Genomic DNA, 22,390 nt, shown 5'->3' with positions numbered 1-22,390 from the left:
GGCAGACCACCCGTCGATCCGCTCACCGTCTTCGTCCGGGAAACCGTGCAGAATTCGTGGGATGCCAGGCTGCGTACCGGCCCGGTGACGTACCGACTCGAAATCGACACCGTGGCAGCCGCACAACGCCCTGTGTGGGAACGCCTGCTGACGCCCGCCGCCCGCGTGGAACGGCATCTGGGCGTGGGCCGAGTACTGCGCGAGCCGCCGGTTCGGCTCTTGACGGTGTCCGACCGGGGCACCGCCGGGCTGGGCGGTCCGACCAGAGCCGACGAACTCACCGACGGCCGCCGCGACTGGATCTCGTTCGTGCTGAACGTCGGCGAGAAGCGGGACACCGAACAGGGTGGCGGCACCTACGGCTACGGCAAGGCCGTCCTCTACCGGCTGTCGAAGGTAGGGACAGTCCTCGTCTACACGCGCACGTCCGACAGCTCCGGGCAGCGAGTCTCGCGGTTGATCGGCATCGCGCTGGGAGCGTCGTTCGAACTGCGGGAGCACGTCGACCCGCGGCCGTACACCGGCAGACACTGGTGGGGCCGTGTAGAGGACGAACACGTGGAGCCGCTGACGGGCGACGAGGCCGACCAGGTTGCCCGCAGCCTCGGCCTCCGCGTCTTCGCGCCGGGCGAAACCGGCACAACTCTCGTGGTGGTCGCCCCCGAGCTCGACGAATTCGAGGACGCCATCTCAGCCGGGCATCACCTCGCCGAGACCATCGCCTGGCACACCTGGCCTCTGATGTTGGACGAGCGCGGCGACGACCGACTGGTCCCGCAGGTGCGCGTCGAGGGCACCGACGTGCCCGTCCCCGATCCCGCGGCCACGTATCCCTTGAACCTCTTCGTCAAGGCGTACCGAAGCGCCCGGCTGCCGGACGCGGAGATCCTCAAGTGCGGAAGTCCGAAGAAGGACCTCGGCCGGTTCTCGCTCGCGAAACGCCGCGTCCTGCCGATGGAGAAGAACGGTGGTACCAAGGCCGCCGCCTACGCGGGCGTGCCGGACGATCCGCACCACGTGTGCCTCATGCGCTCGCCGGAACTCGTCGTCAGGTACTTCGAAGGCCCGGAGACGTTCTCCACGAATGTCGCCTACGCCGGCGTCTTCCGAGCGATGGACGAACTCGACGAGGTGTACTCGGCCGCGGAACCGCCGACCCACGACAACTGGGTGCACGAACAGTTGCAGGGTGCCAACAAGACGTTCGTCCGGACGACGTTCACCCGGATCAAGGAGCGCTTGGCGGAGTTCAAGCGCCCGGAGACGCCCGCGCCCGCAGTCACCGGATTGCCGCTCGGAAGCGCGAGCAGGTTCCTCGGCGGCTTGATCGCAGCCGCTTACGCCGAGGAAACGCCGAAATCGGGACCGGACAAGCCCCGGGGCCCTGACAGGCCGAACGATGGGCCCGTCGCACGACGGTCCCGAACTCGGGGGCCGGTCACCTTGGTCGGTGCACCCGTACTGGACGAACTCGCCGGCGAACCGCTGATCTTCCAACAGCTGACCGTCGGTGGAACCGGCCCGGTGGCACTCAGCGCCAAGCTCACGGTCATGACCGTGGACGGACGCGAGGACGAGGCGCCGGTCGGCGCCGTCCCGCCCTCGGTGCACTCTTGGCGGACGCCCGCGGGCGAGTTCGAATCGGACACCTGCTTCGTCCTCGCACCCGTCGAGGTCGAGCTGCGGGTCCGAAGCGTGCCGGACACCTTGATCGACGTGGCCGTCGAGGGCCTGCTGGTCGAGGAGGCATCATGAGTGTCGTCCACCCCTATCGCAGGCCCTCTGATGACGTCGTCCGCGCGACTCTTTGGACGCTCGCGGGCGAGCTGACCGAACTCGCCGACGACCTCCCGGACTGGGACTACGACACGGTGCTGCCGCTGCGGCGGACGCTGGTCGTGGACGGCGCTCGGGCGCGAAACGAATGCGGCTTGGCAGACGACGCCGAACTGGCCGTCTCGGTCCGCTGGACGGCGTCCGGTTCGCTGTTGAGAGGATGCGCGTGGCGTGCGCCAGTTCCGCCGATCGACGGCGTGGAACTCTCGGTGGAGTTCGACCTGCCCGGCACCGATCTGGGCGGCACGCTCGGGCTCGACTTCTCCCTCGTCCTGATCGACGCAGGCAGTACGACCTCGAAGATCGCCCCGCGGCGACCAGGCAGCGTGTTGTGGGCCGACCGACGCGACGTCCGTCTTCGTGGGGATGCCACCCAGTTCCCGATCGTCGTGACCGACTTCGGTTCATCCGCCTATCCGGCGGACGCCCCCTGGATCCTGGATATCGGTGGCGGGCTGGAGGACGCGGCTCTGGGTTCGCTGCTGCTGCTCGTCAACGAGAAGCGGAAGAACGTCGTGGATGTGGTGACCGGTCGCGCGGCGGGCGATCCCACGCGCAGCGCGGCGGTGCTGTCGATGCTGCGCTCCGACACGTTGCGCAGTCTCATCGAACGAGCGGTGGTCGATGAAGACTTCGACATTTCGACGGAGTACCCGATCGGCTCGACGGGCGCCGTGCTTCAGGCGGTGCTCCGGCAGCACTTCGACGACGACCTCGAAACCCTCCGGCGCGAGCACACTCACGATCCCGCGTATTTCGCTGCCCGGGTCCAAGCCGCGGCCGGTCTGCTGAAGGAGGAGGCGTGAGCGTCCTTTACCCGCGTCTGCTCAGCCGGGTGGCTCGTGAGCTCCACGAGGAATACGTAGGCATGCAGGTCGAAGAGCTTCAGCCGAAAGCGGCATTTCGCCACCCCTCGGCAATCTTCACGGCGACCGGCGGGGCACGCGTCCACACCGAGCAACTACAAGCCCTCCGGGAAGAGGTGCTGGCCGAGGCCGTCAAGGCGAACTACCCCTACCCGGGTACGCGAGACGGACGTGCGGAGTTCGACCTGCGCGTCGCCAAGCTCTTGCACGAGCGCAGCGGGCTCGTGCCCGCCGAAGCGTCCGTGCGATCGACCTGGGCGTTCTTGGCTCTCGTACTCCTGCCGGATGTCGCCTACTGGCGGTACCCGAGTGCTCCGGGCGATCGGGTGCTCGACACGGACATCACCCGTCACGTGTTCGGCAGGCTCTGGTGGCGTGCACACCTCCTCGAGGACCCGAACGCTCTCGGCGATCGGTACGCGCTGATCGGGGTGTTCAGGGAAGCCGCGTTCGACCAGATCTTTTCTCGTCGCCGCTCTCTGGGAGGCAGCCGGACGCTCATCCGCGCCCTCGCCCGTACCTGGCCGCGGTTGGGTCTGGAGCAGAAGGACGAGCGCACCGTGCTTCGCGAGATGCTCAAGAGGTTCAAGCGCCTCGGCGCCCTTGTCGAGTTCGAAGCTGTGGACGACGACGAACTCGCCAGGCAGGTTGCCGAGGTGGCGGACGAAGTGGTGACGGCTCTACAGCTGCGGGGTTGACCAGGGAGCTGCCCGCGCTCAGTTCCGGACCGGCGCGGTCGACTCGCGTTCGACGAGGGAGACGTCGATCGTCACCGGGCGCTTCGGGCGTTCGCCCTTCTCGATCGAGTCCAGCAGGATCGACACCGCCGTCGACGCCTTGCGGGTGATGTCCTGGGCGACCGTCGTCAGCTTCGGTGTGACGTAGTTGCAGAGGTCGAGGTCGTCGAAGCCGACCACCGAGACGTCCTGCGGGACGCGGACGCCCGCCTCGGTCAGGCCGTGGACGATGCCGACCGCGAGGATGTCCGCCGTCGCGAACACCGCCGTCAGGTCGTGGCGCTCCCGCAGGACCAGCCCCAGCTCGTGGCCTTCCGCGTACGTCGTGTTGACCGTCTCCACCAATTCGGGGTGCGGGATCCCGGCGTCCGCGAACGCCTGACCGAAACCCTCGAAGCGTTCGTGGACCACGCCGACGCCGCTGAAGGCCGGGCCGGCGAACAGGATCCGGCGGTGGCCCAGGTCCAGCAGATGGCGAGCGGCCAGGCGAGCCCCCGCGAAGTCGTCGGAGCGCGTGCCCGTCGTGAGGCGGTTCGCCGAGTAGCTGTCGATCGCGACGACGTGGACCGCGCCGATGGTCTTCTTGGTCAGGTTGCCGACCTCTTCGTCGAGGAAGCCGAGCAGGATCGCGCCGTCGAGGCTCCACGACCGCAGCGCCTCGGCGACCTCGTCCGGGTGGGCGACCCCGCGCAGCAGCAGGTGGTAGCCGTACTTGCGCAGCTCGCGCTCGATCAGGCCGACGATCGCCATGGTGTGCGGACTGATCATCAGGCTGTCCTCGTCGGCGGCCGGCACCAGCAGGCCGACCAGCCGGGACGCCTTGGTCGCGAGGCTGCGGGCCGACGCGCTCGGGACGTAACCCAGCTCGTCCGCGATGCGCTGGACCTTCTCGATGGTGCCGGGTGAGACCCGCGCGCGGTTGCCGTTCATCACGTTCGACACGGTCATCATGCTCACGCCCGCCTGCTCGGCGACCTCCCGCAGCGTGACGCGCACCCTCGGTCTCCTCTCGCTCACCCGGGCCCCAGGTTACGGGACCGGCCGTTGACAAGCGGCCGGGGACGACATTACCGTCTATCGAGGTATAGCGCTAAACCTAATCGCTGCGGACGCCGGTCCGCACCCTTCGCCGCGCTCCGGAAACCGTTGAGCCAGAACGGGAGTCCCGTGACCACCGACATCTCGACCGACCCGCTGACCGCACCCGCCGACCAGGCGGCGCCGTGGTGGCGCGGTGCGGTCATCTACCAGATCTACCCCCGCAGTTTCGCCGACGGCAACGGCGACGGCACCGGCGATCTCGCCGGCGTCCGCGCCCGCTTGCCCCACCTCAAGAGCCTCGGCGTGGACGCCCTCTGGTTCACGCCCTGGTACTCCTCGCCGCTGGCCGACGGCGGTTACGACGTCGCCGACTACCGCGTCATCGACCCGGCCTTCGGCACCCTCGCCGAGGCCGAGCAGCTGATCGCCGAGGCGGCCGGGCTGGGCATCAAGACCATTGTGGACATCGTCCCCAACCACGTCTCGGACCAGCACGAGTGGTTCCGCGCCGCGCTCGCCGCCGGGCCGGGATCGCCGGAGCGCCAACGGTTCTGGTTCTGCCCGGGCCGCGGCGAGCACGGCGAGCTGCCGCCGACGGACTGGGAGTCCAGCTTCTCCGGCGGCACCTGGACCCGCACCACCAACCCGGACGGCACGCCCGGCGACTGGTACCTGCACCTGTTCGCACCCGAGCAGCCGGACCTCAACTGGAACCACCCGGACGTCCGCGCCGAGCACGAGCGCGTGCTGCGGTTCTGGTTCGACCGTGGCGTCGCGGGCATCCGCATCGACTCCGCGACCATGCCGGTCAAGGACCCCGCGCTGCCCAACGAGGTGACGCCGGACGCGCACCCGTTCGTCGACCGCGACGAGATCCACGACATCTACCGCGGCTGGCGGGCGGTCGCCGACTCCTACGCCGAGCCGCGGGTCCTGGTCGGCGAGGTCTGGCTGGCCGACCCGCACCGCTTCGCCCGCTACCTGCGCACCGACGAGATGCACACGGCGTTCAACTTCGACTTCATGATGCGCCCGTGGGACGCCGGTGAGCTCCGCACCGCCATCGTGTCCACTTTGGACGCCCACGGCCCGGTCGGCGCGCCCCCGACGTGGGTGCTGTCCAACCACGACGTCACCCGCGCGGCCACCCGCTACGGCCGTGAGGACAGCTCGTTCGGCTTCGTCGCCCGCGCGTTCGGCATCCCCACCGACCTCGCGAAGGCGCAGCGCCGGGCCCGTGCGGCCGCGCTGCTTTCGGCGGCGCTGCCCGGCTCGCTGTACGTCTACCAGGGCGACGAGCTGGGCCTGCCCGAGGTCGAGGACCTGCCGCTCGACGTCCTGCAGGACCCGATGCACTTCCGCTCCGGCGGCACCGACCCCGGCCGGGACGGCTGCCGCGTCCCGCTGCCGTGGACGTCCGACGCGGACAGCGCGTTCGGCTTCGGCGGAACCCCGTGGCTGCCCCAGCCCGCGAACTGGGGCGACTACTCCGTCGAGCGGCAGGACGGTGATCCCCGGTCGATGCTGACGCTCTACCGCACCATGATCGCGCTGCGCCGGTCCGAGCCCGCGCTGCGTGGTGAGGAGTTCGCCTGGGCGGCCGACGACGGCGACGACGTCCTCGCCTTCCGCCGGGGCGACGACCTGCTCTGCCTGGTCAACTTCGGCGAAACCGCCGTCGACCTGCCCGCCCACCTCGAAATCCTGCTCGCCAGCGGCGAGCTGCCCGGCTCCCAGTTGCCCACCGACACAGCCGTCTGGCTGCGAGTCCAGTAACCCCGCTCAGGAGTGACGATGAAGTCCTCGAAGATCGCCGCGGTGTGTCTCTGCGCCGCCGCCGCGCTGACCGCCTGTTCCGGCACCGACGACACCACGACCGCCGACGGCAAGACCGTCGTGAAGGTGTCCATCGAACCGGGCCTGGACCAGGGCGCGGTCGCCGCGTTCAACGCCCGGGTGACGCAGTTCGAAACCGCGAACCCGAAGATCGACCTGGTCCCGCAGGAGTTCAAGTGGGACGCGACGACGTTCACCGCGCAGCTGGCGGGCGGCACGCTCCCCGACGTCATCACGATGCCGTTCACCGACGGCCGCGGCCTGATCGAACGCCGTCAGATCGCCGACATCAGCGACCTGGTCGCCAGTCTCCCGTACGCGAAGAAGTTCAACCCCGAAGTCGCGAAGGCGGGCTCGGCCGACGACGGGAAGATGTGGGCCGTCCCGATCGCCGCGCACGGCCAGGCCCTGCACTACAACCGGACGCTGTTCAAGCAGGCGGGTCTCGACCCGGACAAGCCACCGTCCACTTGGGACGAGATCCGCACCGACGCGAAGCAGATCGCGCAGAAGACCGGCCAGGCCGGTTACGCCCAGCTGACCACGGACAACACCGGCGGCTGGATCCTCGCCACGCTCGACTACGCCTTCGGCGGCCGCACCGAGCAGCTGACCGGCGACAAGGCGACGGCCACGCTGAACACCCCGCAGATGGCCCGCGCGCTGCAGACCGTCCACACCATGCGCTGGGACGACAACAGCATGGGCGCCAACTTCCTCTACGACTGGAACGGCATCAACCAGGACTTCGCCGCCGGCCGGATCGGGATGTACGTCTCCGGCGGTGGCAACTACGGCTCGCTGAAGGCGCAGAACGCGATCAAGGCGGACGACTACGGCGTCACGGCCCTCCCGCTCGACGGCCCGGGCGCCGGCGTGCTCGGCGGCGGCACCCTCGCCGCGGTCAACGCCAAGGCGAAGGACCCGGTGAAGGCCGCGGCCGTGAAGTGGATCGACTTCTACTACCTGCAGAAGCAGGCCGACCAGGCCGCCGCGGTCGCCGACGCGAAGACGACGGCGGACTCGGGTGAGGCCGTCGGCTCGCCCGAGCTGCCGGTGTTCGACAAGGCGACCTACGACCAGCGGATGGGCTGGATCGCGCAGTACGTCAACGTGCCGGTGAAGCAGATGACGCCGTACACGGACAAGATGTTCGGCCAGCCGCTGGTCCCGGAACCGACCCGCTCCACGCAGCAGGTCTACGGCCTGCTCGACCCGGTGGCGCAGAAGGTCCTGACCGACCGCGGCGCGGACATCCCCGCGCTGCTGGCCGACGCGCAGACGCAGGCCCAGGCGTTGCTGGACAAGCCGTGACGCTCACGGCGGCCCGGCCGGCGGTCACCACCACCCGCCCGGCCCGGGCCCGCCGCCGGCGCACCCCGCTGACGTGGGTGCGCCGCGGCGGCCTCGGCACGGTGCTGTTCCTGCTGCCGATGCTGGTGGTGTTCGGGCTGTTCTCGTGGCGGCCGATCGGCCAGGCCGTCGTGATGAGCTTCCAGCAGACGAACCTCGTCTCGGACCCGGTGTTCGTCGGCCTGGACAACTACCGCGCCGTGCTCGGCGATCCGCAACTGTGGAACGCCGTCGGCAACACGCTGTGGTTCGCCGTGCTCGCGCTGCTGCTCGGCTACCCGATCCCGCTGGTCGCCGCGGTGCTGATGAGCGAGGTCCGGCGGGCGAAGGGCCTCTACAGCGCGCTGGCCTACCTGCCGGTGGTGATCCCGCCGGTGGTGGCCGTGCTGCTGTGGAAGTTCTTCTACGACGCGAGCCCGAACGGCGTGTTCAACACCGTCCTTGGCGCCGTCGGCCTCAGCCCGTCGCCGTGGCTGCAGTCGGCGTCGACGGCGATGTTCTCGCTGGTCGCGGAGGCGACGTGGGCCGCGGCCGGCGCCACGATCATCATCTACCTCGCCGCGCTGACCAGCGTCCCGCCCGAGCAGTACGAGGCGGCCGAGATCGACGGCGCGTCGGTCTGGGGCAAGGTCTGGCACGTCACGCTGCCGCACCTGCGCGGGGTCCTGCTGATCACGTTCATCCTGCAGATCGTCGGCACGGCGCAGGTGTTCCTCGAGCCGTTCCTGTTCACCGGCGGCGGCCCGGCGCGCTCGACGACCACGATCCTGCTGCTCGTCTACAACTACGCCTTCGCCGACAGCCTCGGCGGCGACTACGGCGCGGCGACCGCGTTGAGCGTCCTGCTCGCCCTGGTCCTGGGCCTGTTCTCCGCCGTGTACTTCCGCCTCACCCGCTCCTGGAGCAAGTCATGACGCGCGCCCTGCTCTCGCCGTCGGACTGGCGACGCCCACTTGTCCGGCGTACCACGCGAACCCTGCACGCGCTCCTGCTCGCGGCGTTGTTCCTGGCCGGGCTGGGCCCGATGCTGTGGCTGGCGAAGGCGGCCGTCACGCCGACGCAGGACACGCTGCGCGAACCGCTCGCGTTGTGGCCGCACGGGATCGACTTCGCCAACCTCGCCACGGCGTGGAACCGCGTCCAGATCGACAAGTACTTCCTCAACACCGTCTGGGTCGCCGCCGGGTCGTGGCTGGTGCAGCTGCTCGTCGCGACGACGGCCGGGTTCGCGCTGTCGGTGCTGCGGCCGCGCTACCGGCGGGTGCTCACCGGAGTCGTCCTGACGACGTTGTTCGTGCCGGGGGTGGTGCTCCTCGTGCCGCTGTATCTGTCCATGGTGGACTTCTCGCTGATCAACTCGTTCTGGGCGGTCTGGCTGCCCTCGGGCGCCAGCGCGTTCAACATCCTTCTGGTGCAACGGTTCTTCGACAACCTCCCGCGTGAGGTGTTCGAAGCCGCCCGGGTCGACGGCGCGGGGCCGTTGCGGCTGTTCTGGTCGGTCGTGCTGCCGATGTCCCGGCCGATCCTCGGTGTCGTCTCGGTGTTCGCGATCGTGGCCGCCTGGAAGGACTTCCTGTGGCCGATGCTGGTGCTGCCCGACCCGGCGGTCCAGCCGCTCTCGGTCCGGCTGCCGGCGTTGCAGAAGTTCGTCGAGCTGGACGTCTTCCTCGCCGCTCTGGCTATTTCGACGGTCATCCCCGTCGTGCTGTTCCTCGTGTTCCAGCGGATGTTCCTGCGCGGCAACGCCTTGAGCGGAGCCGTCAAGGGCTGACTCTCTTTGTTGGGAGAAAACAGATGCGCAGATCCCCTGTCCTGGCCGTCGTGGTGCTCACGTTCACCGCTCTCTTGGGCACGGTCCCGGCCCATGCCGCGACCACCCGTCTGGAAGCCGAATCCGCTGCCCTTTCGGGCGGCGCGGTGGTCGAAACCGACCATCCCGGCTACAGCGGTTCCGGCTTCGTCGGCGGTTTCACCGACGGCCACCGCGGCACCGCCCGGACGACGTTCGCCGTCTCCGCCGCGTCAGCCGGTTCGTACACGCTCGCACTCGGCTACGCGAACGGCACCGGCTCTTCCCGAACCCTCACCCTGACCGTGGATTCCACGGCACAACAGATTTCCTTGCCCGCCACGGCTTCCTGGGACAGCTGGGGCTCGGCGAGCGTGGCCGTCCCGCTCGGTGCGGGCGCGCACAGCGTGTCGTACACCTTCGGTTCGGGCGACAGCGGCAACGTCAACCTGGACCGCCTCGACGTCACGCCGTCCGCCACCGGGCAGGCCGGTCCGCTGTTCGAAGCGGAGAACGCAACGCTGTCGGGCGGCGCGGTCGTCGCGACCGACCACCCCGGCTACAGCGGGACCGGCTTCGTCGGCGGTTACACCGATGGAAACAAGGGGGCCGCGCGGACGTCGTTCGCGGTCAAGGTGACGACCGCCGGGGCGCAGGCCCTCGCGCTGCGGTACGCGAACGGCACCGGTACCGCCATGACGCTTTCGCTCTATGTCGACAGCGTCCGGCAACGCCAGGTGTCGCTACCGCCGTCGGCGAACTGGGACACCTGGGCGTCGGCGACCGAGTCCGTGACGCTGACCGCGGGCGACCACACGGTGGCGTACGCCTTCGACAGCACCGACTCCGGCAACGTGAACCTCGACAGCCTGACCGTGACCGCTTCGGTTCCCGCTGGTCCGGGCGAGGCGGAGGCCGCGTTCCTCTCCGGCGGCGCGACCGTCGGGTCCACGACCGCGGGCTACACCGGACCGGGCTATGTGACGGGCTTCGCGACGGCGGGCGCGCGTCTGGTGCGCGCCTTCGCGATGGCTTCCGCCGGAACCGCCACCGCGACGATCCGGTTCAGTGGCGTGGGCACCCTCGCCGTGGCGGCGAACGGCCGTGACGCCGGGTCCGTCTCCTTGCCGTCGGGCACCGGCTGGCGCACGGCGACGGTCTCGGTGCCGGTCCGCGCCGGCGTCAACACGCTCCAGCTGGCCGGCACGGGCAGCGACGTGCTGGTCGACAGCGTGGTCGTCGCGAACGAGACGGCGCTGGCCGCGCGGGGCGCCACCACGCCGTACATCGAGTACGAGGCCGAAGCCGGGACGACGACCGGGACCGTGCTCGCGGCGGACCGGACGTTCCACACGGTCCAGGCCGAGTCGAGCGGCCGCCGCGCGGTGCGGTTGGGCGCGACCGGGCAGTCGGTGAGCATCACGCTGACCAAGCCCGCCAACGCCGTCACCCTGCGGTTCTCGATCCCGGACAGCGCGGACGGCGCCGGGCAGACCGCGCCGCTGGCGCTGTACGCGAACGGGACGAAGGTCCGCGACCTGTCCCTGACGTCGAACTACAGCTGGGTCTACGGCGACTACCCGTACACGAACGTGCCGTCGCAGGGCAGCCCGCACCGGTACTACGACGAGACGCGCGCCCTGATCGGGGACTGGCCCGCGGGCACGGTCCTGAAGCTGCAGAAGGACGCGTCGAGCACGGCCGCGTACTACGACGTCGACCTGCTGGACGCCGAGCAGGCGCCCGTTGCGGCGGCCGCTCCCGCGGGCGCGCTGTCGATCACGTCGTACGGCGCAGTGCCGGACAACGGCTCGGACGCGACGTCGGCGATCAACGCCGCGATCGCGGCGGGCGCAGCGCAGAACAAGCCCGTCTGGATCCCGGCCGGGACGTTCCGGATCACGTCGAAGATCAACGTCGCGAACGTGCACGTTTTCGGCGCGGGTCCGTGGTCCTCGGTGATCCAGGGCACGGGTCCGCGCGGCGGCTTCTTCGGCACGGGCAACAACGTCACGCTGGCCGACTTCGCGATCTTCGGTGACGTCCGGATCCGCGACGACAACGGTTCCGACGGCGCCCTGGACGGCAACTTCGGGTCCGGGTCGTTGATCCAGAACCTGTGGATCGAGCACACGAAGGTCGGGCTGTGGGCGGACTCGGGCACGAACGGCCTGTACGTGGTCGGCACGCGGATCCGCGACACGTTCGCGGACGGCGTCAACATCCACGCCAAGACCGCCGGGACGAGCAACGTGCGCGTGGACCAGTCGATGGTCCGCAACACGGGTGACGACGGACTGGCGATGTTCTCCGAGGGCAACACGGTGGCCGGGAGCGCGTACACGTTCAACACGGTCCAGTCACCGGCGCTGGCGAACGGCATCGGCGTCTTCGGCGGGTCGGGCAACCGCGTCGAGGACAACCTGGTCGCGGACAGCGTCACGGCGGGCTCGGGCATCACGGTCGGCACCCGCTTCAACCCGGTGCCGCTGTCCGGCACGACGTCGATCCGGCGCAACACCCTCGTGCGGACGGGCAGCTTCGAATACAACTGGAACTCGGCGATCGGCGCCCTCTGGATCTACGCCGATTCGGCGCCCATCGCGGCCCCGATCGTCGTCGAGGACCTGACGCTGACCGACAGCGGCTACCAGGGCGTGCTGCTGAGCTTCCAGAAGTCGATCACGCAGCTGAGCTTCGACCGCGTGACGATCACCGGAGCGGGCACGTACGGCATCGAGACGAACGCGACGGGCAGCGCGTCGATCGCCCACACGACGGTGACGGGCGCCACATCAGGCGGCCTGCTGAACGACGGCGGCTACACGCTGGTACGGGGAGCCGGCAACTCCGGCTTCTAGACACACCTCAGCCCCGGTGACCTTGCTGGTCACCGGGGCTGCTGGTGTGGCGGGTGAGGGATTCGAACCCCCGTAGGCGTAAGCCAACTGGTTTACAGCCAGTCCCCTTTGGCCACTCGGGTAACCCGCCCAAGCCGGTCGTACCGGCCGGGAAGAAGCTTACCGAAGCACTCCCGGCGGGGGTCAACCGGGATACCCGGGACTAGGCTGGGTGCCCCTGACAAGCGAGTACGAGGTGTGAGGACACGTGGCGGATCCCTCTTTCGACGTCGTGAGCAAGGTCGACCGCCAGGAGGTGGACAACGCGCTCAACCAGGCGAGCAAGGAGCTCGGTACGCGCTTCGACTTCCGCGGCACGGGCACGACGATCAACTGGTCCGGCGAGGAGGCGATCGCGATCGAGTCCGAGACGGAGGAGCGCGCGCTGGCCGCGGTCGAGGTGTTCAAGGAGAAGCTGATCAAGCGCAGCATCTCGTTGAAGGCCTTCGAAGCGGACGAGCCGGCCCTCTCGGGCAAGATCTACAAGCTGAGCGGCAAGATCATCCAGGGCATCGCTTCGGACAAGGCGAAGCAGATCGCGAAGTTCATCCGGGACGAGGGGCCCAAGGGTGTGCAGGCCCAGATTCAGGGTGACCAGCTGCGGGTGTCGGGCAAGAAGAAGGACCAGCTGCAGGACGTGATCGCCTTGCTCAAGGGCAAGGACTTCGAGATCGCGTTGCAGTTCACGAACTACCGGTGACTTTATGGCGTTGACCTGCGGGTATCTGGCTTCAGGTGCCCGCGGGTACAACGTCGGTACAACCGAGCGCGGAGTCGACGAGCGTCCGCGTCTGGTCCACCGCGTCCGGCCAGTAGCCGACGTAGGTGTTGAGCGTCACCGTGGGCGTGGTGTGGCCCATGGCGAGCTGGACGGTCTTGACGTTCGCTCCGCCGAAGATTCGAGGGGCCGAGGTGTTCAGCGCGCTCATGCCGACCCGGAGGAGACGAGCTGCTCAACCTCCGTGCAGGGTGCCAGTGATGCACATTTGGGACGTCGACTACGACAAGGACAGCAGGCCTTACAGGCCGCTCACGACGTCCACGCCGGCGACAAGCACGAGTCCGTCTACGAGTGGAACGAAGGCGACATTCAGCCATGACGAGCGAGTGGCCCGGCAACTGGACTGACCGGATCAACGGCGAAGCCTGTGATATGTGCCAGTCGAAGCGCTTGGACGAAGACACCTACGGGATTCGGATCTTCGAGACGGCCGATGTGGACGCCGTGCTCCAGCGAGCCGACATCCAGCGCGGGTACACGCTCGTCATCTGGCGCGGGCGTCACGTCGTCGAGCCGTTCGAGCTGACCGAGCCAGAGGCGCAGTCCTACTGGAAGGCGACCCTGACCGTGGCGAAGGCGCTAGCGACGTTCTACCGGCCGCTCAAGATGAACTACGAGACCCTGGGGAACACCGTCCCGCATCTCCACACACACCTACTGCCGCGCTTCGTCGAGGACCCTGCTCCGGGGAGGCCGTTTCCGCTGCTGCCTCAGAGTGGTGACGAAGCCCGAATCGACCCTGCGCGACTCGCCAGCGACGCCACAGCGCTTCGGGTTCTCCTCGCTTAAGCCGCCACCCGTGAGGTGGAGGCTTGGAGAGATCCTTCTCTACAGGATCAAGGCGGCCCCTCCGGGGCCGCTCGGCCCCAGCTCTTTGCCCGGCCAAGCCCTCGCGAGGACGTGCGGCCTGGCAGCCGGTCCCCCGCGAGTCGGCCGGGGCGAGTGGGCCGACGGGTTCGAGTAAGCCGCGAATCCGAGAAGCGATGCCCTCGCCGGACGGGCAGGTCTCCGAGATGGCCGGCAAGGCTCTCACGTTGCGTCCGTGGTTGGCTAGACGGCATCTCGTCGACCTCCCAGTGGGCTATCACGCCGCGTCAAGGGGGCGGTTTCAGAGCTTGGTCACGGTCGGCGGAAGGTGCCCCCTTGACCCGACGTGATCGGGCTGCGCCAGGTCGACGAGATGCCGAGAGGCCACCCACTTTGTACTTACAAGACCGCAATTATTTGACGCGCTTCAACCTTAAGGTCACCCATGCCGACAACGCAGGAAAAGGAACGGTACCAGCGGCAGCCGCCCTCACAACCTCGTCCGTCTCTTTTCCGTCATCAAGGTCACCCTCAGGCGGAACCCAATCCCAGCCATTGAGTGCCGCAAATGCGATCGCGCAAAGAAGTGCAGTTCTCTTATTGCCGTCCGGAAGAGAGTGATTCGACGCTACTCGCTGCAGCAGGATGGCGACCTTATCAGCAAATCTCGGGTACTGTTCATAGTCGCCGAACCCTGCCGCAGGCGCCGCCAACGCCGACTCAGCCAGCCCAACGTTCACCATCAATGCAGCAGTACCCTCGGGAACATTCAAGGCAACAGCAGCGGCCGAAACGAAGTAGTTAAGGTTCAAGTAGCGAATTGGCTCAGCCACCGATTCTGACTACCTACTTAGCAAGCCGATTCAAGGCAGCCTCGTTCTTCAAAGCAGCCGCCTTGATCAAGTCCCGAAACTCATTACCCGGCGCACCAGAGCGATCGTACTCAGCCTGAACACGACTGAAAGCTTCAGCGCGCGGAGAAGGAGTCGCTGCAGGAGTCGTACCCTTCGCCGACTTACCACGCACCGTGGTGGCACGCCTACCGCTGCCAGCCTTCTTCACAGTGGCCCTGAAGGCGCCAACGGCAGAGTTCGTAACGACGCCAGTGATGCTGCGCCGGTGCAGGGAGGTACGAGCGTAGTTGACCGCTTCTCTCTTGGTCTTGAATACGCGGTCGCCGGCCGAACGAGGCTTACCAGGCACGACAACGTGCCAACCACCGCCGGTCGGCACGATCTCCACGTCCTTGCTCGCCATGCTCCGATGATACGTCACGGCACGTACCACACACAGTCTTATGGCTAGCTACACATCCTTCAGCAGGCAAGACGGGGCAGGCTACCGCAGTAGGCGGGGTACAAATCCGGTACAGATGGCACCAGCCAGCGACGACCAACGACCACCACCAACGGGCACAAACCCGCAGCTCAGAGCCCCGCGCCACAGCATCACCCCAGGCTGGACGCAGTTCACGAACTACCGGTGATCTGCTCGCCCGGCTTTTAGGGATGTCCTCGCCGGACGGGCAGGTCTCTGAGATGGCCGGATGGGCTTGCAACTTGCGTTCGTGGGCGGCGCGGGCGGCATCTCGTCGACCTCCACAAGGGCTATCACGCCGCGTCAAGGGGGCCACTCCTCGTTAAGCCGGCCTTAGCGGGAAGTGCCCCCTTGACCCGGCGTGATCGGGCTTCGCCAGGTCGACGAGATGCCGCGGGCCACCCACTTTGCGTTGTCTAAGACGGGGTCAGCGTCCAGGTCGCCTCGTAGCCGTCCACCCGCAGGTACGCCGGGCCGTGGACGTCCCGCTCCACCTGTAGGTCCCCGATCTGGTTGACCAGCAGGTCGCGCTTCTCCGGGGACATCAGCCACAGGCCGGTGTTGCCGCGGGTCTTCACCGTGAGCTGGACGTGCGCTGCCCCTTCCGGCAGGCGTAGCACCGCGTCGCCCTTGCCTGAGGACGGCTGGCCCACCGCGGCCGTCGAGAGGCTTCGGTAGTCCTGGATCGTTGCCGTCCAGGGGGCGTTCGCTCGGACCGTCACCCTTGTCGTCGGGCGGTCGGGGTACGTGTTCAGCCAGGTCGTGCCCTTGTACGCGCCGATGGCGTTGACCAGGCCGTGCTCGCCGCCGTCGGTGTCGATGATCACGTTGGACGAGCACTTCGGGCAGTCGAACGTGAAGAAGCCGGGCTGGTCGGCCGGCCAGCTGGTCGCGAACTCGCCGCTCCCCGTGCCCGTGTGCGTCTCCGGCGGCACCTCGCGCGGGGCGGCCGGCCCGGTCGACGGCTCTCCGGAAGACGAAGCGGCGATGATCTCGCCGTAACCGACGGGCGGCGCGCACGCGGACGCCAGTATCAGGACCAGCAGACAGGACAGCCGGAGTTTCATCGTTCCCCCTCGGGACCACCACCGGGCCCCCAGGTGATCTTTCGGTCCCCTTTGGCGCGGCGTTACCGTCGCCTTGGGTGATCGGTCACCCGATCGTGCCTACCCAGCCCCCGAAAGCGCGAACGCCCGACGACTGTCCACAAGAGACGGCCTGGCCGTGCTGTAATCGCGCGGTCACCGCGTGGAGAGGGTCAGGATGCGCCGTTTGCTCGTCTTCGTGCTGCCGCTGGTCCTCGTCACCGCACTGCTGACGCCCGCGAGCGCCGCCGAACGCCAGCAGCTCGTCCCCGGCTACGGCTCCTACGCGCGCCTCGTGCGGCTCGAGCACTCGATCTTCGGCCGCGGCCACATCATCGCCGCGCTGACCAGCGAAGACGCCGGTGGCAAGTTCACCCCGGTGATGGAGAGCACGGACGAGGGCGAGACGTTCCACAAGATCGCCGAGATCCACGACCCCGACGGCCGCTACGGCATGTGCTGCGGCACCCTCTACGAACTCCCCCAGCGCGTCGGCCGGCTCCGCGCGGGCACCCTGCTGTGGGCCGCGTCCTACCGGCAGGACGCCGGGGCGCAGCGCCGCGTCGGGATCAAGATCTGGGCCAGCAAGGACGGCGGCCGCTCCTGGGGGTTCCTCGCCGAAGCCGCGCGCTCGCACAACATCGACGGCATCTGGGAGCCGGAGTTCACCGTCGACGCCGGCGGCACGCTCTGGCTGCACTTCGCCGACGAGACGCAGGCGCCGAAGTACGCGCAGGTGCTCAACCGGGTCGCCTCGACCGACGGCGTGAACTGGGGCACCAAGCAGCTCACCCTGGCGATCCCGCCGGACCGGGTCCGCCCCGGCATGCCGATCATCCGGCGGCTGCCCGACGGCCGGTACTACTTCGCCTACGAGATCTGCAACTTCCGCGACCGCTACTGCGACCCGTACTTCAAGATCTCGCCCGACGGCGCCAACTGGGGCAGCACGACCGACCCCGGCACCCGCGTGAACACCGCGAACGGCAACTACTTCCAGCACGCGCAGACGATCACGCTGTTCCCCGGTGGCCCGAACGGCGTCCGGATCGTCATGGTCGGGCAGATCTACACCGACGCCAAGGGCAAACCGCAGCCCGGCAACGGCCAGGTCCTGCTGGCCAACGACAACTTCGGCAGCGGCAACTGGTACGAGCTGCCCGCGCCGGTGCACATCACCGGCATCTACAACAACTTCTGCCCCAACTACTCCTCGACGCTCCTGCCGGTCGACGACGGTAAGAACGTCCTGGAGATCGCCACCGAGTACAACCTCGGCTGCAAGGCCTACTTCGGCAAGGGCCCGCTCTTCTAGCGCTTCCCCATCCCGGCTCCACAGGTCGCCCCGTAGGGTGGGCGGGGCTGTGGTCGACGAGAGGGAGGCAGCGAATGAAGGGCATCGTGCTGGCCGGAGGCAGCGGGACACGCCTGCACCCGATCACCCAGGCGGTGTCGAAGCAGCTGCTCCCGGTCTACGACAAGCCGATGGTCTACTACCCGATCTCGGTGCTGATGCTGGCCGGGATCCGCGAGATCCTCATCATCTCCACCCCGGCCGACCTGCCGAGCTTCCGCAAGCTGCTCGGCAACGGCGACCAGTACGGCCTCTCGTTCAGCTACGCCGAGCAGCCCAGCCCGAACGGCCTGGCCGAGGCGTTCGTGATCGGCGCGGACTTCATCGGCGACGACGACGTCGCGCTGGTGCTGGGCGACAACATCTTCTACGGCCAGGGTTTCTCCAGCCGCCTCCAGGCCGCGGTCCGGGAGCTCGACGGCTGCGTCCTGTTCGGCTACCCCGTGAAGGATCCCGAGCGTTACGGCGTCGGCGAGGTCGGGCCGGACGGCAAGCTGGTCTCCATCGAGGAGAAGCCGGCCAAGCCGCGGTCGAACAAGGCGATCACCGGCCTGTACTTCTACGACAACGAGGTCGTCGAGATCTCGCGCGCGCTCAAGCCGTCCGCGCGCGGCGAGCTGGAGATCACCGACGTCAACCTCACCTACGTGCGCCAGGATCGGGCGACGCTGGTCGAGCTGAGCCGCGGGTTCGCCTGGCTCGACACCGGGACGCACGATTCGCTGCTCGAAGCCGGGCAGTTCGTGCAGGTGCTGGAGCACCGGACCGGCGTGCGCATCGCCTGCCTCGAGGAGATCGCGCTGCGGATGGGCTTCATCGACGCCGACGAGTGCTACGCCCTGGGCTCGAAGCTCGCGAAGTCCGGCTACGGCGACTACGTCAAGGCGGTCGCCGTGGCGGCCGGGGCCTCGGCCTAGAGACCACCGGGGCCGCGGCGGGCCATCTCCTCGAGCCGCGCGATGCGGTCGGCGATGGGCGGGTGCGTCGAGAACATCTTGCTCAGGCCTTCACCCGGGCGGAACGGGTTCGCGATCATCAGGTGCGACTGCGACACCAGCTGCGGCTCGGCGACCAGCGGCCGCGCGCGCGTGCCCGCCTCCAGCTTGCGCAGCGCCGAGGCCAGGCCCAGCGGGTCGCCGGTCAGCTCGGCGCCGGACGCGTCGGCCTGGTACTCCCGCGACCGGCTGACGCCCATCCGGATGACGGCCGCCGCGATCGGGCCGACGAAGATCAGCATCAGGCTGACCAGCGGGCCCCCGTCGCGGTTGTTGCCGCCGAAGAACAGCGCGATGTTCGCGAGCACGCTGATCACGCTGGCCAGGGCACCCGCGACGCAGGAGATCAGGATGTCGCGGTTGTAGACGTGGGACAGCTCGTGGCCGAGCACGGCGCGCAGCTCGCGCTCGTCGAGCAGGTCGAGGATGCCGGTGGTGCAGCAGACGGCGGCGTGACGCGGGCTGCGTCCGGTGGCGAACGCGTTCGGCGCGACGGTCGGGCTGAGGTACAGCGCGGGCATCGGCTGGCGGGCGACGGTCGCTAGCTCGCGCACGATCCGGTACATCGCGGGCTGCTCGGCCTCGGACACCGGCTGGGCGTGCATCGCGCGCAGCGCCAGCTTGTCCGAGTTGAAGTAGGCGAAGGCGTTCATCCCCAGGGCGACGACCAGGCCGATGACCAGGGCACCACGGCCGAAGAGCCCGCTGATCGCGACGATGATCGCCGACAGCAGGCCGAGCAGCAACGCCGTCTTGAGTCCGTTCTGGTGCCCGTGCACGCGCGCTCGCCTCCGTCCGCTGGTCCGCTCTTCAGGTGGGTTACCCACTGGAAACAACGCGATCGGGGGACTCGAAGTTCCTTCACGTGATCATCGCGCGGGTTACGCTCGGGAGGCGAATTGATCACGAGCGGAGGCGCCGATGCGAGGTCGCCAGATACGCCGGAGGACCCTGTTCGCCCTGGTCACGGCGGGCGCCGGGGCCCTGGTCCTGCCCGGGGTCGCGCGCGCGGAGAACGTCCGCTCGATCGACGTCGGCGGCGCCCCGACCGGCATCGCGGTGAATCCGGTCACCGGGCTCGGGTACGTCACGGATCCGCAGGCCGGCACGGTGTCGGTCGTGGATCCGCAGAGCGCCACGGTCGGCGCGGTGGTCCGCGTCGGCGGGGAGCCCGGGGACGTCGTCGTCGACTCGGTCGCCAACCGCGTCTACGTCGCGAACCCGCCCGCCGGCACCGTCGTGGTGCTGGACGGCCGCACCCACGACCTGGTGAGCGTGATCGGCGCGGGCGCCGGCGCGGCCACCCTGGCGGTGGACGAGCAGGCCAACCGCGTCTACGCGGCCTCCGGCGGCACCGGCATGCTCGCCGTGCTCGACGGCGTCAGCTGCACCCTGGCGGCGCTCGTGCCCGGCCCGAAGTCGAGCCTGGGCGGCATCGCCGTCGACCCCGGCCGCAAGCTCGCCTACTGCGCCAGCACCGGCACGGACTCGGTCGAGGTGTTCGACATCGAGGCCGGGAAGTTCGTCGCGAGCGTGCAGGTCGGGGCGAAGCCGACGGCCGTCGCGGTGCACGTCGCGAGCGGCACGGTGTACGTCGCGAACTCCGGCATCCACCACATGTCCATTGTGGACTCCTCGACGCGCACCGAGCGCAAGACCGTGTTGCTGCGCAGTGAATCCTCCGCGCTCGCGGTGCACCAGGGCACCAACACCGTGTACACCAACGGCGGCTCGAACGGGCTCAGCCGGATCGACGGCGCGACGGGCACGCTGTCGGGTGATCTTTCGCTGGGCGTCAACCCGGGCGACATCGCCGTCGACCAGCGCACGCACACGGTGTTCGTCACGGATCCCTTGCACGGCAGGGTTTCCCTCGTCCGGGATTTCTGAGTACCCAGCTGGGGTAACTCCAGGTATACGGTCGGAGACTATGAAACTCGGACTGCAGATTCCCGACTTCACCTGGCCGAACGGGGCGTCCGCGCTGGGCGCCGACCTGGCCGCCGTCGTCCGCACCGCCGACAACGCGGGCTTCGACTCCATCGCCGTGATGGACCACTTCTTCCAGATTCGCGGGGTCGGCCCCGTCGAAAACGACATGCTCGAGGCGTACACCGCCCTCGGCTTCATCGCGGCGCACACCGAGCGCGCCAAGCTGCTGACCGTCGTCACCGGTGTCCTCTACCGGCACCCGGGCCTGCTGGCCAAGGCGATCACGACCCTGGACGTCCTGTCCGGCGGCCGCGCGATCCTCGGCATCGGCGCGGGCTGGAACGAGGAGGAGTCGAAGGGACTCGGCTTCCCGTTCCCGCCGGTCGCCGAACGGTTCGAGCTGCTGGAGGAGAACCTCCAGTACATCCTCCAGATGTGGGCCGAGGGCGACGAGGCGTTCAAGAGCAAGCACTTCGACGCTTCGCGGCTCCTGAACGTGCCGCAGGTGCTCTCGAGCCCGCGCCCGCCGATCATGATCGGCGGCGGTGGCGAAAAGAAGACGCTGCGCTTCGTCGCGAAGTACGCCGACCAGTGCAACCTCTTCAACAGCCCGGAGCTGAAGCACAAGCTCGACGTCCTCAAGCAGCATTGCGAGAACGAGGGCCGGGACTACGACTCGATCACCAAGACCGTCTACCACGTCCTCGACATCGGCGAGAGCGGTGAGAAGACCGACGAGCTGCTGAAGGAGCTCGAGCGACTGAACGGGCTCGGCATCGAGGTCGCCCTCGGCGCGGTCCCGCACGTGCACAACCAGGCGGTGCTCGAGAAGTTCGGCACCGACGTCATCCCCGCCGCGGAGAACATCGGATGAAACTAGGTCTCCACCTCGCTCAGCAGACGTACCCGAACGGCCCGGCCGCGCTCGGCGCCGACCTGGCCGCGACGGCCCGGGCGGCCGACGAAGCCGGCTTCGGCTACCTCTCGGTGATGGACCACTTCTTCCAGATCTCGCGCTACGGCCCGCCCGAGCACGAGATGCTGGAGGCGTACACCACCCTCGGCTTCCTGGCGGCGCACACGTCACAGGTGAAGCTGTTGACGCTGGTCAGCGGCGTGATCTACCGTCACCCGGGCCTGCTCGCGAAGGCGATCACCACGCTGGACGTCCTCTCCGGCGGCCGCGCCGTGCTCGGCCTCGGCGCCGGCTGGAACGAGGAGGAGGCGCGCGGCCTCGGCATGCGCTACCCGTCCACGAAGGAGCGCTTCGAGCAGCTGGAAGACGCGCTGAAGTACGTCCACCAGATGTGGTCATCGGATGATTCGGGCTTCTCGGGCACCCACGTGACGGCGGAGCGCCTGCTGAACGTCCCGCAGGCGCTGTCCCGCCCGCACCCCCCGATCATGATCGGCGGAGGCGGCGAGAAGAAGACCCTGCGCTTCGTCGCGAAGTACGGCGACGCCTGCAACCTGATCGCCGGGCCCGACCTGGAGCACAAGCTGTCGGTGCTCAGGGCCCACTGCGAAGCGGAGGGCCGCGACTACAGCGAGATCACCAAGACGGTGGCGATGTGGCTGGACACGGGCACGGACGGCTCGTCGACCGGAGCGCTGCTGGAGGAGCTGGAGCGCCTGTCCGGCCTGGGCATCGACGCGGTGCTGGGCTGGGTCCCGGGCGTTCCGGACCTGTCGGTGATCGAGCGCTTCGCCACGGACGTGATCCCGGTGGCGAACAAGCTCTGACCTGCGGCTTTGGAGGAC

Annotated in this window: 21 protein-coding genes and 1 tRNA gene; 15 read left to right on the top strand and 7 right to left on the bottom strand. The window is 68.6% G+C overall.

The genetic code is table 11. From position 1 onward, the window contains the following. Positions 1–225: 225 nt before the first annotated feature. Genes VA596_RS20745 through VA596_RS20735 form a run of 3 tightly spaced genes read left to right on the top strand, consistent with a single transcriptional unit; the run spans position 226 to position 3,400 of the window. Positions 226–1,755, top strand: coding sequence for a hypothetical protein (locus tag VA596_RS20745; protein ID WP_323329471.1), 1,530 nt, complete (start codon positions 226–228; stop codon positions 1,753–1,755). Beyond that, entirely contained in the window at positions 1,752–2,642 is an 891-nt protein-coding gene (locus VA596_RS20740; protein ID WP_323329470.1) for a hypothetical protein, read from the top strand. Before VA596_RS20745 ends, VA596_RS20740 begins: the two co-directional genes overlap by 4 nt. After that, positions 2,639–3,400, top strand: coding sequence for a DUF6339 family protein (locus tag VA596_RS20735; RefSeq protein WP_323329469.1), 762 nt, complete (start codon positions 2,639–2,641; stop codon positions 3,398–3,400). Before VA596_RS20740 ends, VA596_RS20735 begins: the two co-directional genes overlap by 4 nt. An 18-nt stretch (positions 3,401–3,418) precedes the next feature. Here the strand turns inward: VA596_RS20735 and VA596_RS20730 are convergent, their stop codons facing one another. Continuing rightward, on the bottom strand, positions 3,419–4,435 hold the full coding sequence (locus VA596_RS20730) for a LacI family DNA-binding transcriptional regulator (RefSeq protein WP_323329468.1): 1,017 nt from the start codon (positions 4,433–4,435) through the stop codon (positions 3,419–3,421). A 171-nt stretch (positions 4,436–4,606) separates the two neighbouring features. On the opposite strand from VA596_RS20730, the gene VA596_RS20725 reads away from it, so the two are divergent. Genes VA596_RS20725 through VA596_RS20705 form a run of 5 tightly spaced genes read left to right on the top strand, consistent with a single transcriptional unit; the run spans position 4,607 to position 12,319 of the window. Continuing rightward, positions 4,607–6,256 (top strand): glycoside hydrolase family 13 protein, encoded by a 1,650-nt coding sequence (locus tag VA596_RS20725; RefSeq protein ID WP_323329467.1) that lies wholly within the window; start codon positions 4,607–4,609, stop codon positions 6,254–6,256. Positions 6,257–6,274: 18 nt separating this feature from the next. Next, positions 6,275–7,630, top strand: coding sequence for an ABC transporter substrate-binding protein (locus VA596_RS20720; protein WP_323329466.1), 1,356 nt, complete (start codon positions 6,275–6,277; stop codon positions 7,628–7,630). After that, entirely contained in the window at positions 7,627–8,583 is a 957-nt protein-coding gene (locus VA596_RS20715) for a carbohydrate ABC transporter permease (RefSeq protein ID WP_323329465.1), read from the top strand. The genes VA596_RS20720 and VA596_RS20715 overlap by 4 nt, the downstream gene beginning before the upstream one ends. Further along, complete coding sequence (locus VA596_RS20710) at positions 8,580–9,440, top strand: carbohydrate ABC transporter permease (protein ID WP_323329464.1); 861 nt, start codon at positions 8,580–8,582, stop codon at positions 9,438–9,440. The genes VA596_RS20715 and VA596_RS20710 overlap by 4 nt, the downstream gene beginning before the upstream one ends. A gap of 23 nt (positions 9,441–9,463) precedes the next feature. Then, the gene (locus tag VA596_RS20705; RefSeq protein ID WP_323329463.1) at positions 9,464–12,319 is read left to right on the top strand and encodes a CBM35 domain-containing protein; all 2,856 of its coding nucleotides are present in this window, start codon (positions 9,464–9,466) and stop codon (positions 12,317–12,319) included. Between the two features lie 47 nt (positions 12,320–12,366). Here VA596_RS20705 and VA596_RS20700 read toward each other — a convergent pair. Further along, positions 12,367–12,449 (bottom strand) — tRNA-Tyr (locus VA596_RS20700). A 117-nt stretch (positions 12,450–12,566) separates the two neighbouring features. Here VA596_RS20700 and VA596_RS20695 point away from each other — a divergent pair. Beyond that, a complete protein-coding gene (locus VA596_RS20695) occupies positions 12,567–13,058 on the top strand; it encodes a YajQ family cyclic di-GMP-binding protein (RefSeq protein ID WP_284747809.1) in 492 nt (163 codons plus the stop codon). Between the two features lie 31 nt (positions 13,059–13,089). On the opposite strand, the gene VA596_RS20690 is transcribed toward VA596_RS20695, so the two are convergent. Beyond that, the gene (locus VA596_RS20690; protein ID WP_323329462.1) at positions 13,090–13,287 is read right to left on the bottom strand and encodes a hypothetical protein; all 198 of its coding nucleotides are present in this window, start codon (positions 13,285–13,287) and stop codon (positions 13,090–13,092) included. Between the two features lie 167 nt (positions 13,288–13,454). Here VA596_RS20690 and VA596_RS20685 point away from each other — a divergent pair, with 167 nt between their 5' ends. After that, entirely contained in the window at positions 13,455–13,928 is a 474-nt protein-coding gene (locus VA596_RS20685; protein WP_323329461.1) for an HIT family protein, read from the top strand. 431 nt (positions 13,929–14,359) lie between these two features. On the opposite strand, the gene VA596_RS20680 is transcribed toward VA596_RS20685, so the two are convergent. From VA596_RS20680 to VA596_RS20670, 3 genes are all read right to left on the bottom strand, one after another. Further along, a complete protein-coding gene (locus VA596_RS20680) occupies positions 14,360–14,779 on the bottom strand; it encodes a Fic family protein (protein ID WP_323329460.1) in 420 nt (139 codons plus the stop codon). Between the two features lie 13 nt (positions 14,780–14,792). Further along, a complete protein-coding gene (locus VA596_RS20675; RefSeq protein WP_323329459.1) occupies positions 14,793–15,203 on the bottom strand; it encodes a hypothetical protein in 411 nt (136 codons plus the stop codon). A 476-nt stretch (positions 15,204–15,679) separates the two neighbouring features. Then, positions 15,680–16,330, bottom strand: coding sequence for a hypothetical protein (locus VA596_RS20670; RefSeq protein WP_323329458.1), 651 nt, complete (start codon positions 16,328–16,330; stop codon positions 15,680–15,682). 196 nt (positions 16,331–16,526) lie between these two features. Between VA596_RS20670 and VA596_RS20665 the strand changes: the two genes are divergently transcribed. Both VA596_RS20665 and rfbA read left to right on the top strand, forming a co-directional pair. Continuing rightward, entirely contained in the window at positions 16,527–17,663 is a 1,137-nt protein-coding gene (locus VA596_RS20665) for a sialidase family protein (protein ID WP_323329457.1), read from the top strand. 74 nt (positions 17,664–17,737) lie between these two features. Beyond that, a complete protein-coding gene (gene rfbA / locus VA596_RS20660) occupies positions 17,738–18,619 on the top strand; it encodes a glucose-1-phosphate thymidylyltransferase RfbA (RefSeq protein WP_323329456.1) in 882 nt (293 codons plus the stop codon). Here rfbA and htpX read toward each other — a convergent pair. Then, positions 18,616–19,476, bottom strand: a complete 861-nt coding sequence (htpX, locus tag VA596_RS20655) for a zinc metalloprotease HtpX (protein ID WP_323329455.1) — start codon at positions 19,474–19,476, stop codon at positions 18,616–18,618. The two genes, rfbA and htpX, sit on opposite strands and share 4 nt — an antisense overlap. A 142-nt stretch (positions 19,477–19,618) precedes the next feature. Between htpX and VA596_RS20650 the strand changes: the two genes are divergently transcribed. From VA596_RS20650 to VA596_RS20640, 3 genes are read left to right on the top strand one after another with little or no spacing between them, the layout of a single operon-like run. Further along, positions 19,619–20,587, top strand: a complete 969-nt coding sequence (locus VA596_RS20650) for a YncE family protein (RefSeq protein WP_323329454.1) — start codon at positions 19,619–19,621, stop codon at positions 20,585–20,587. A gap of 40 nt (positions 20,588–20,627) precedes the next feature. Further along, positions 20,628–21,503: an LLM class F420-dependent oxidoreductase gene (locus VA596_RS20645; RefSeq protein ID WP_323329453.1), complete on the top strand. Its 876-nt coding sequence runs from the start codon at positions 20,628–20,630 to the stop codon at positions 21,501–21,503. Further along, complete coding sequence (locus VA596_RS20640) at positions 21,500–22,372, top strand: LLM class F420-dependent oxidoreductase (protein WP_323329452.1); 873 nt, start codon at positions 21,500–21,502, stop codon at positions 22,370–22,372. The genes VA596_RS20645 and VA596_RS20640 overlap by 4 nt, the downstream gene beginning before the upstream one ends. Positions 22,373–22,390 lie beyond the last annotated feature (18 nt).

This window comes from Amycolatopsis heterodermiae (genome assembly GCF_034929455.1).
In the GTDB taxonomy this organism is placed as follows: domain Bacteria; phylum Actinomycetota; class Actinomycetes; order Mycobacteriales; family Pseudonocardiaceae; genus Amycolatopsis; species Amycolatopsis heterodermiae.
This window is presented reverse-complemented; position numbering and strand designations above follow the sequence as displayed.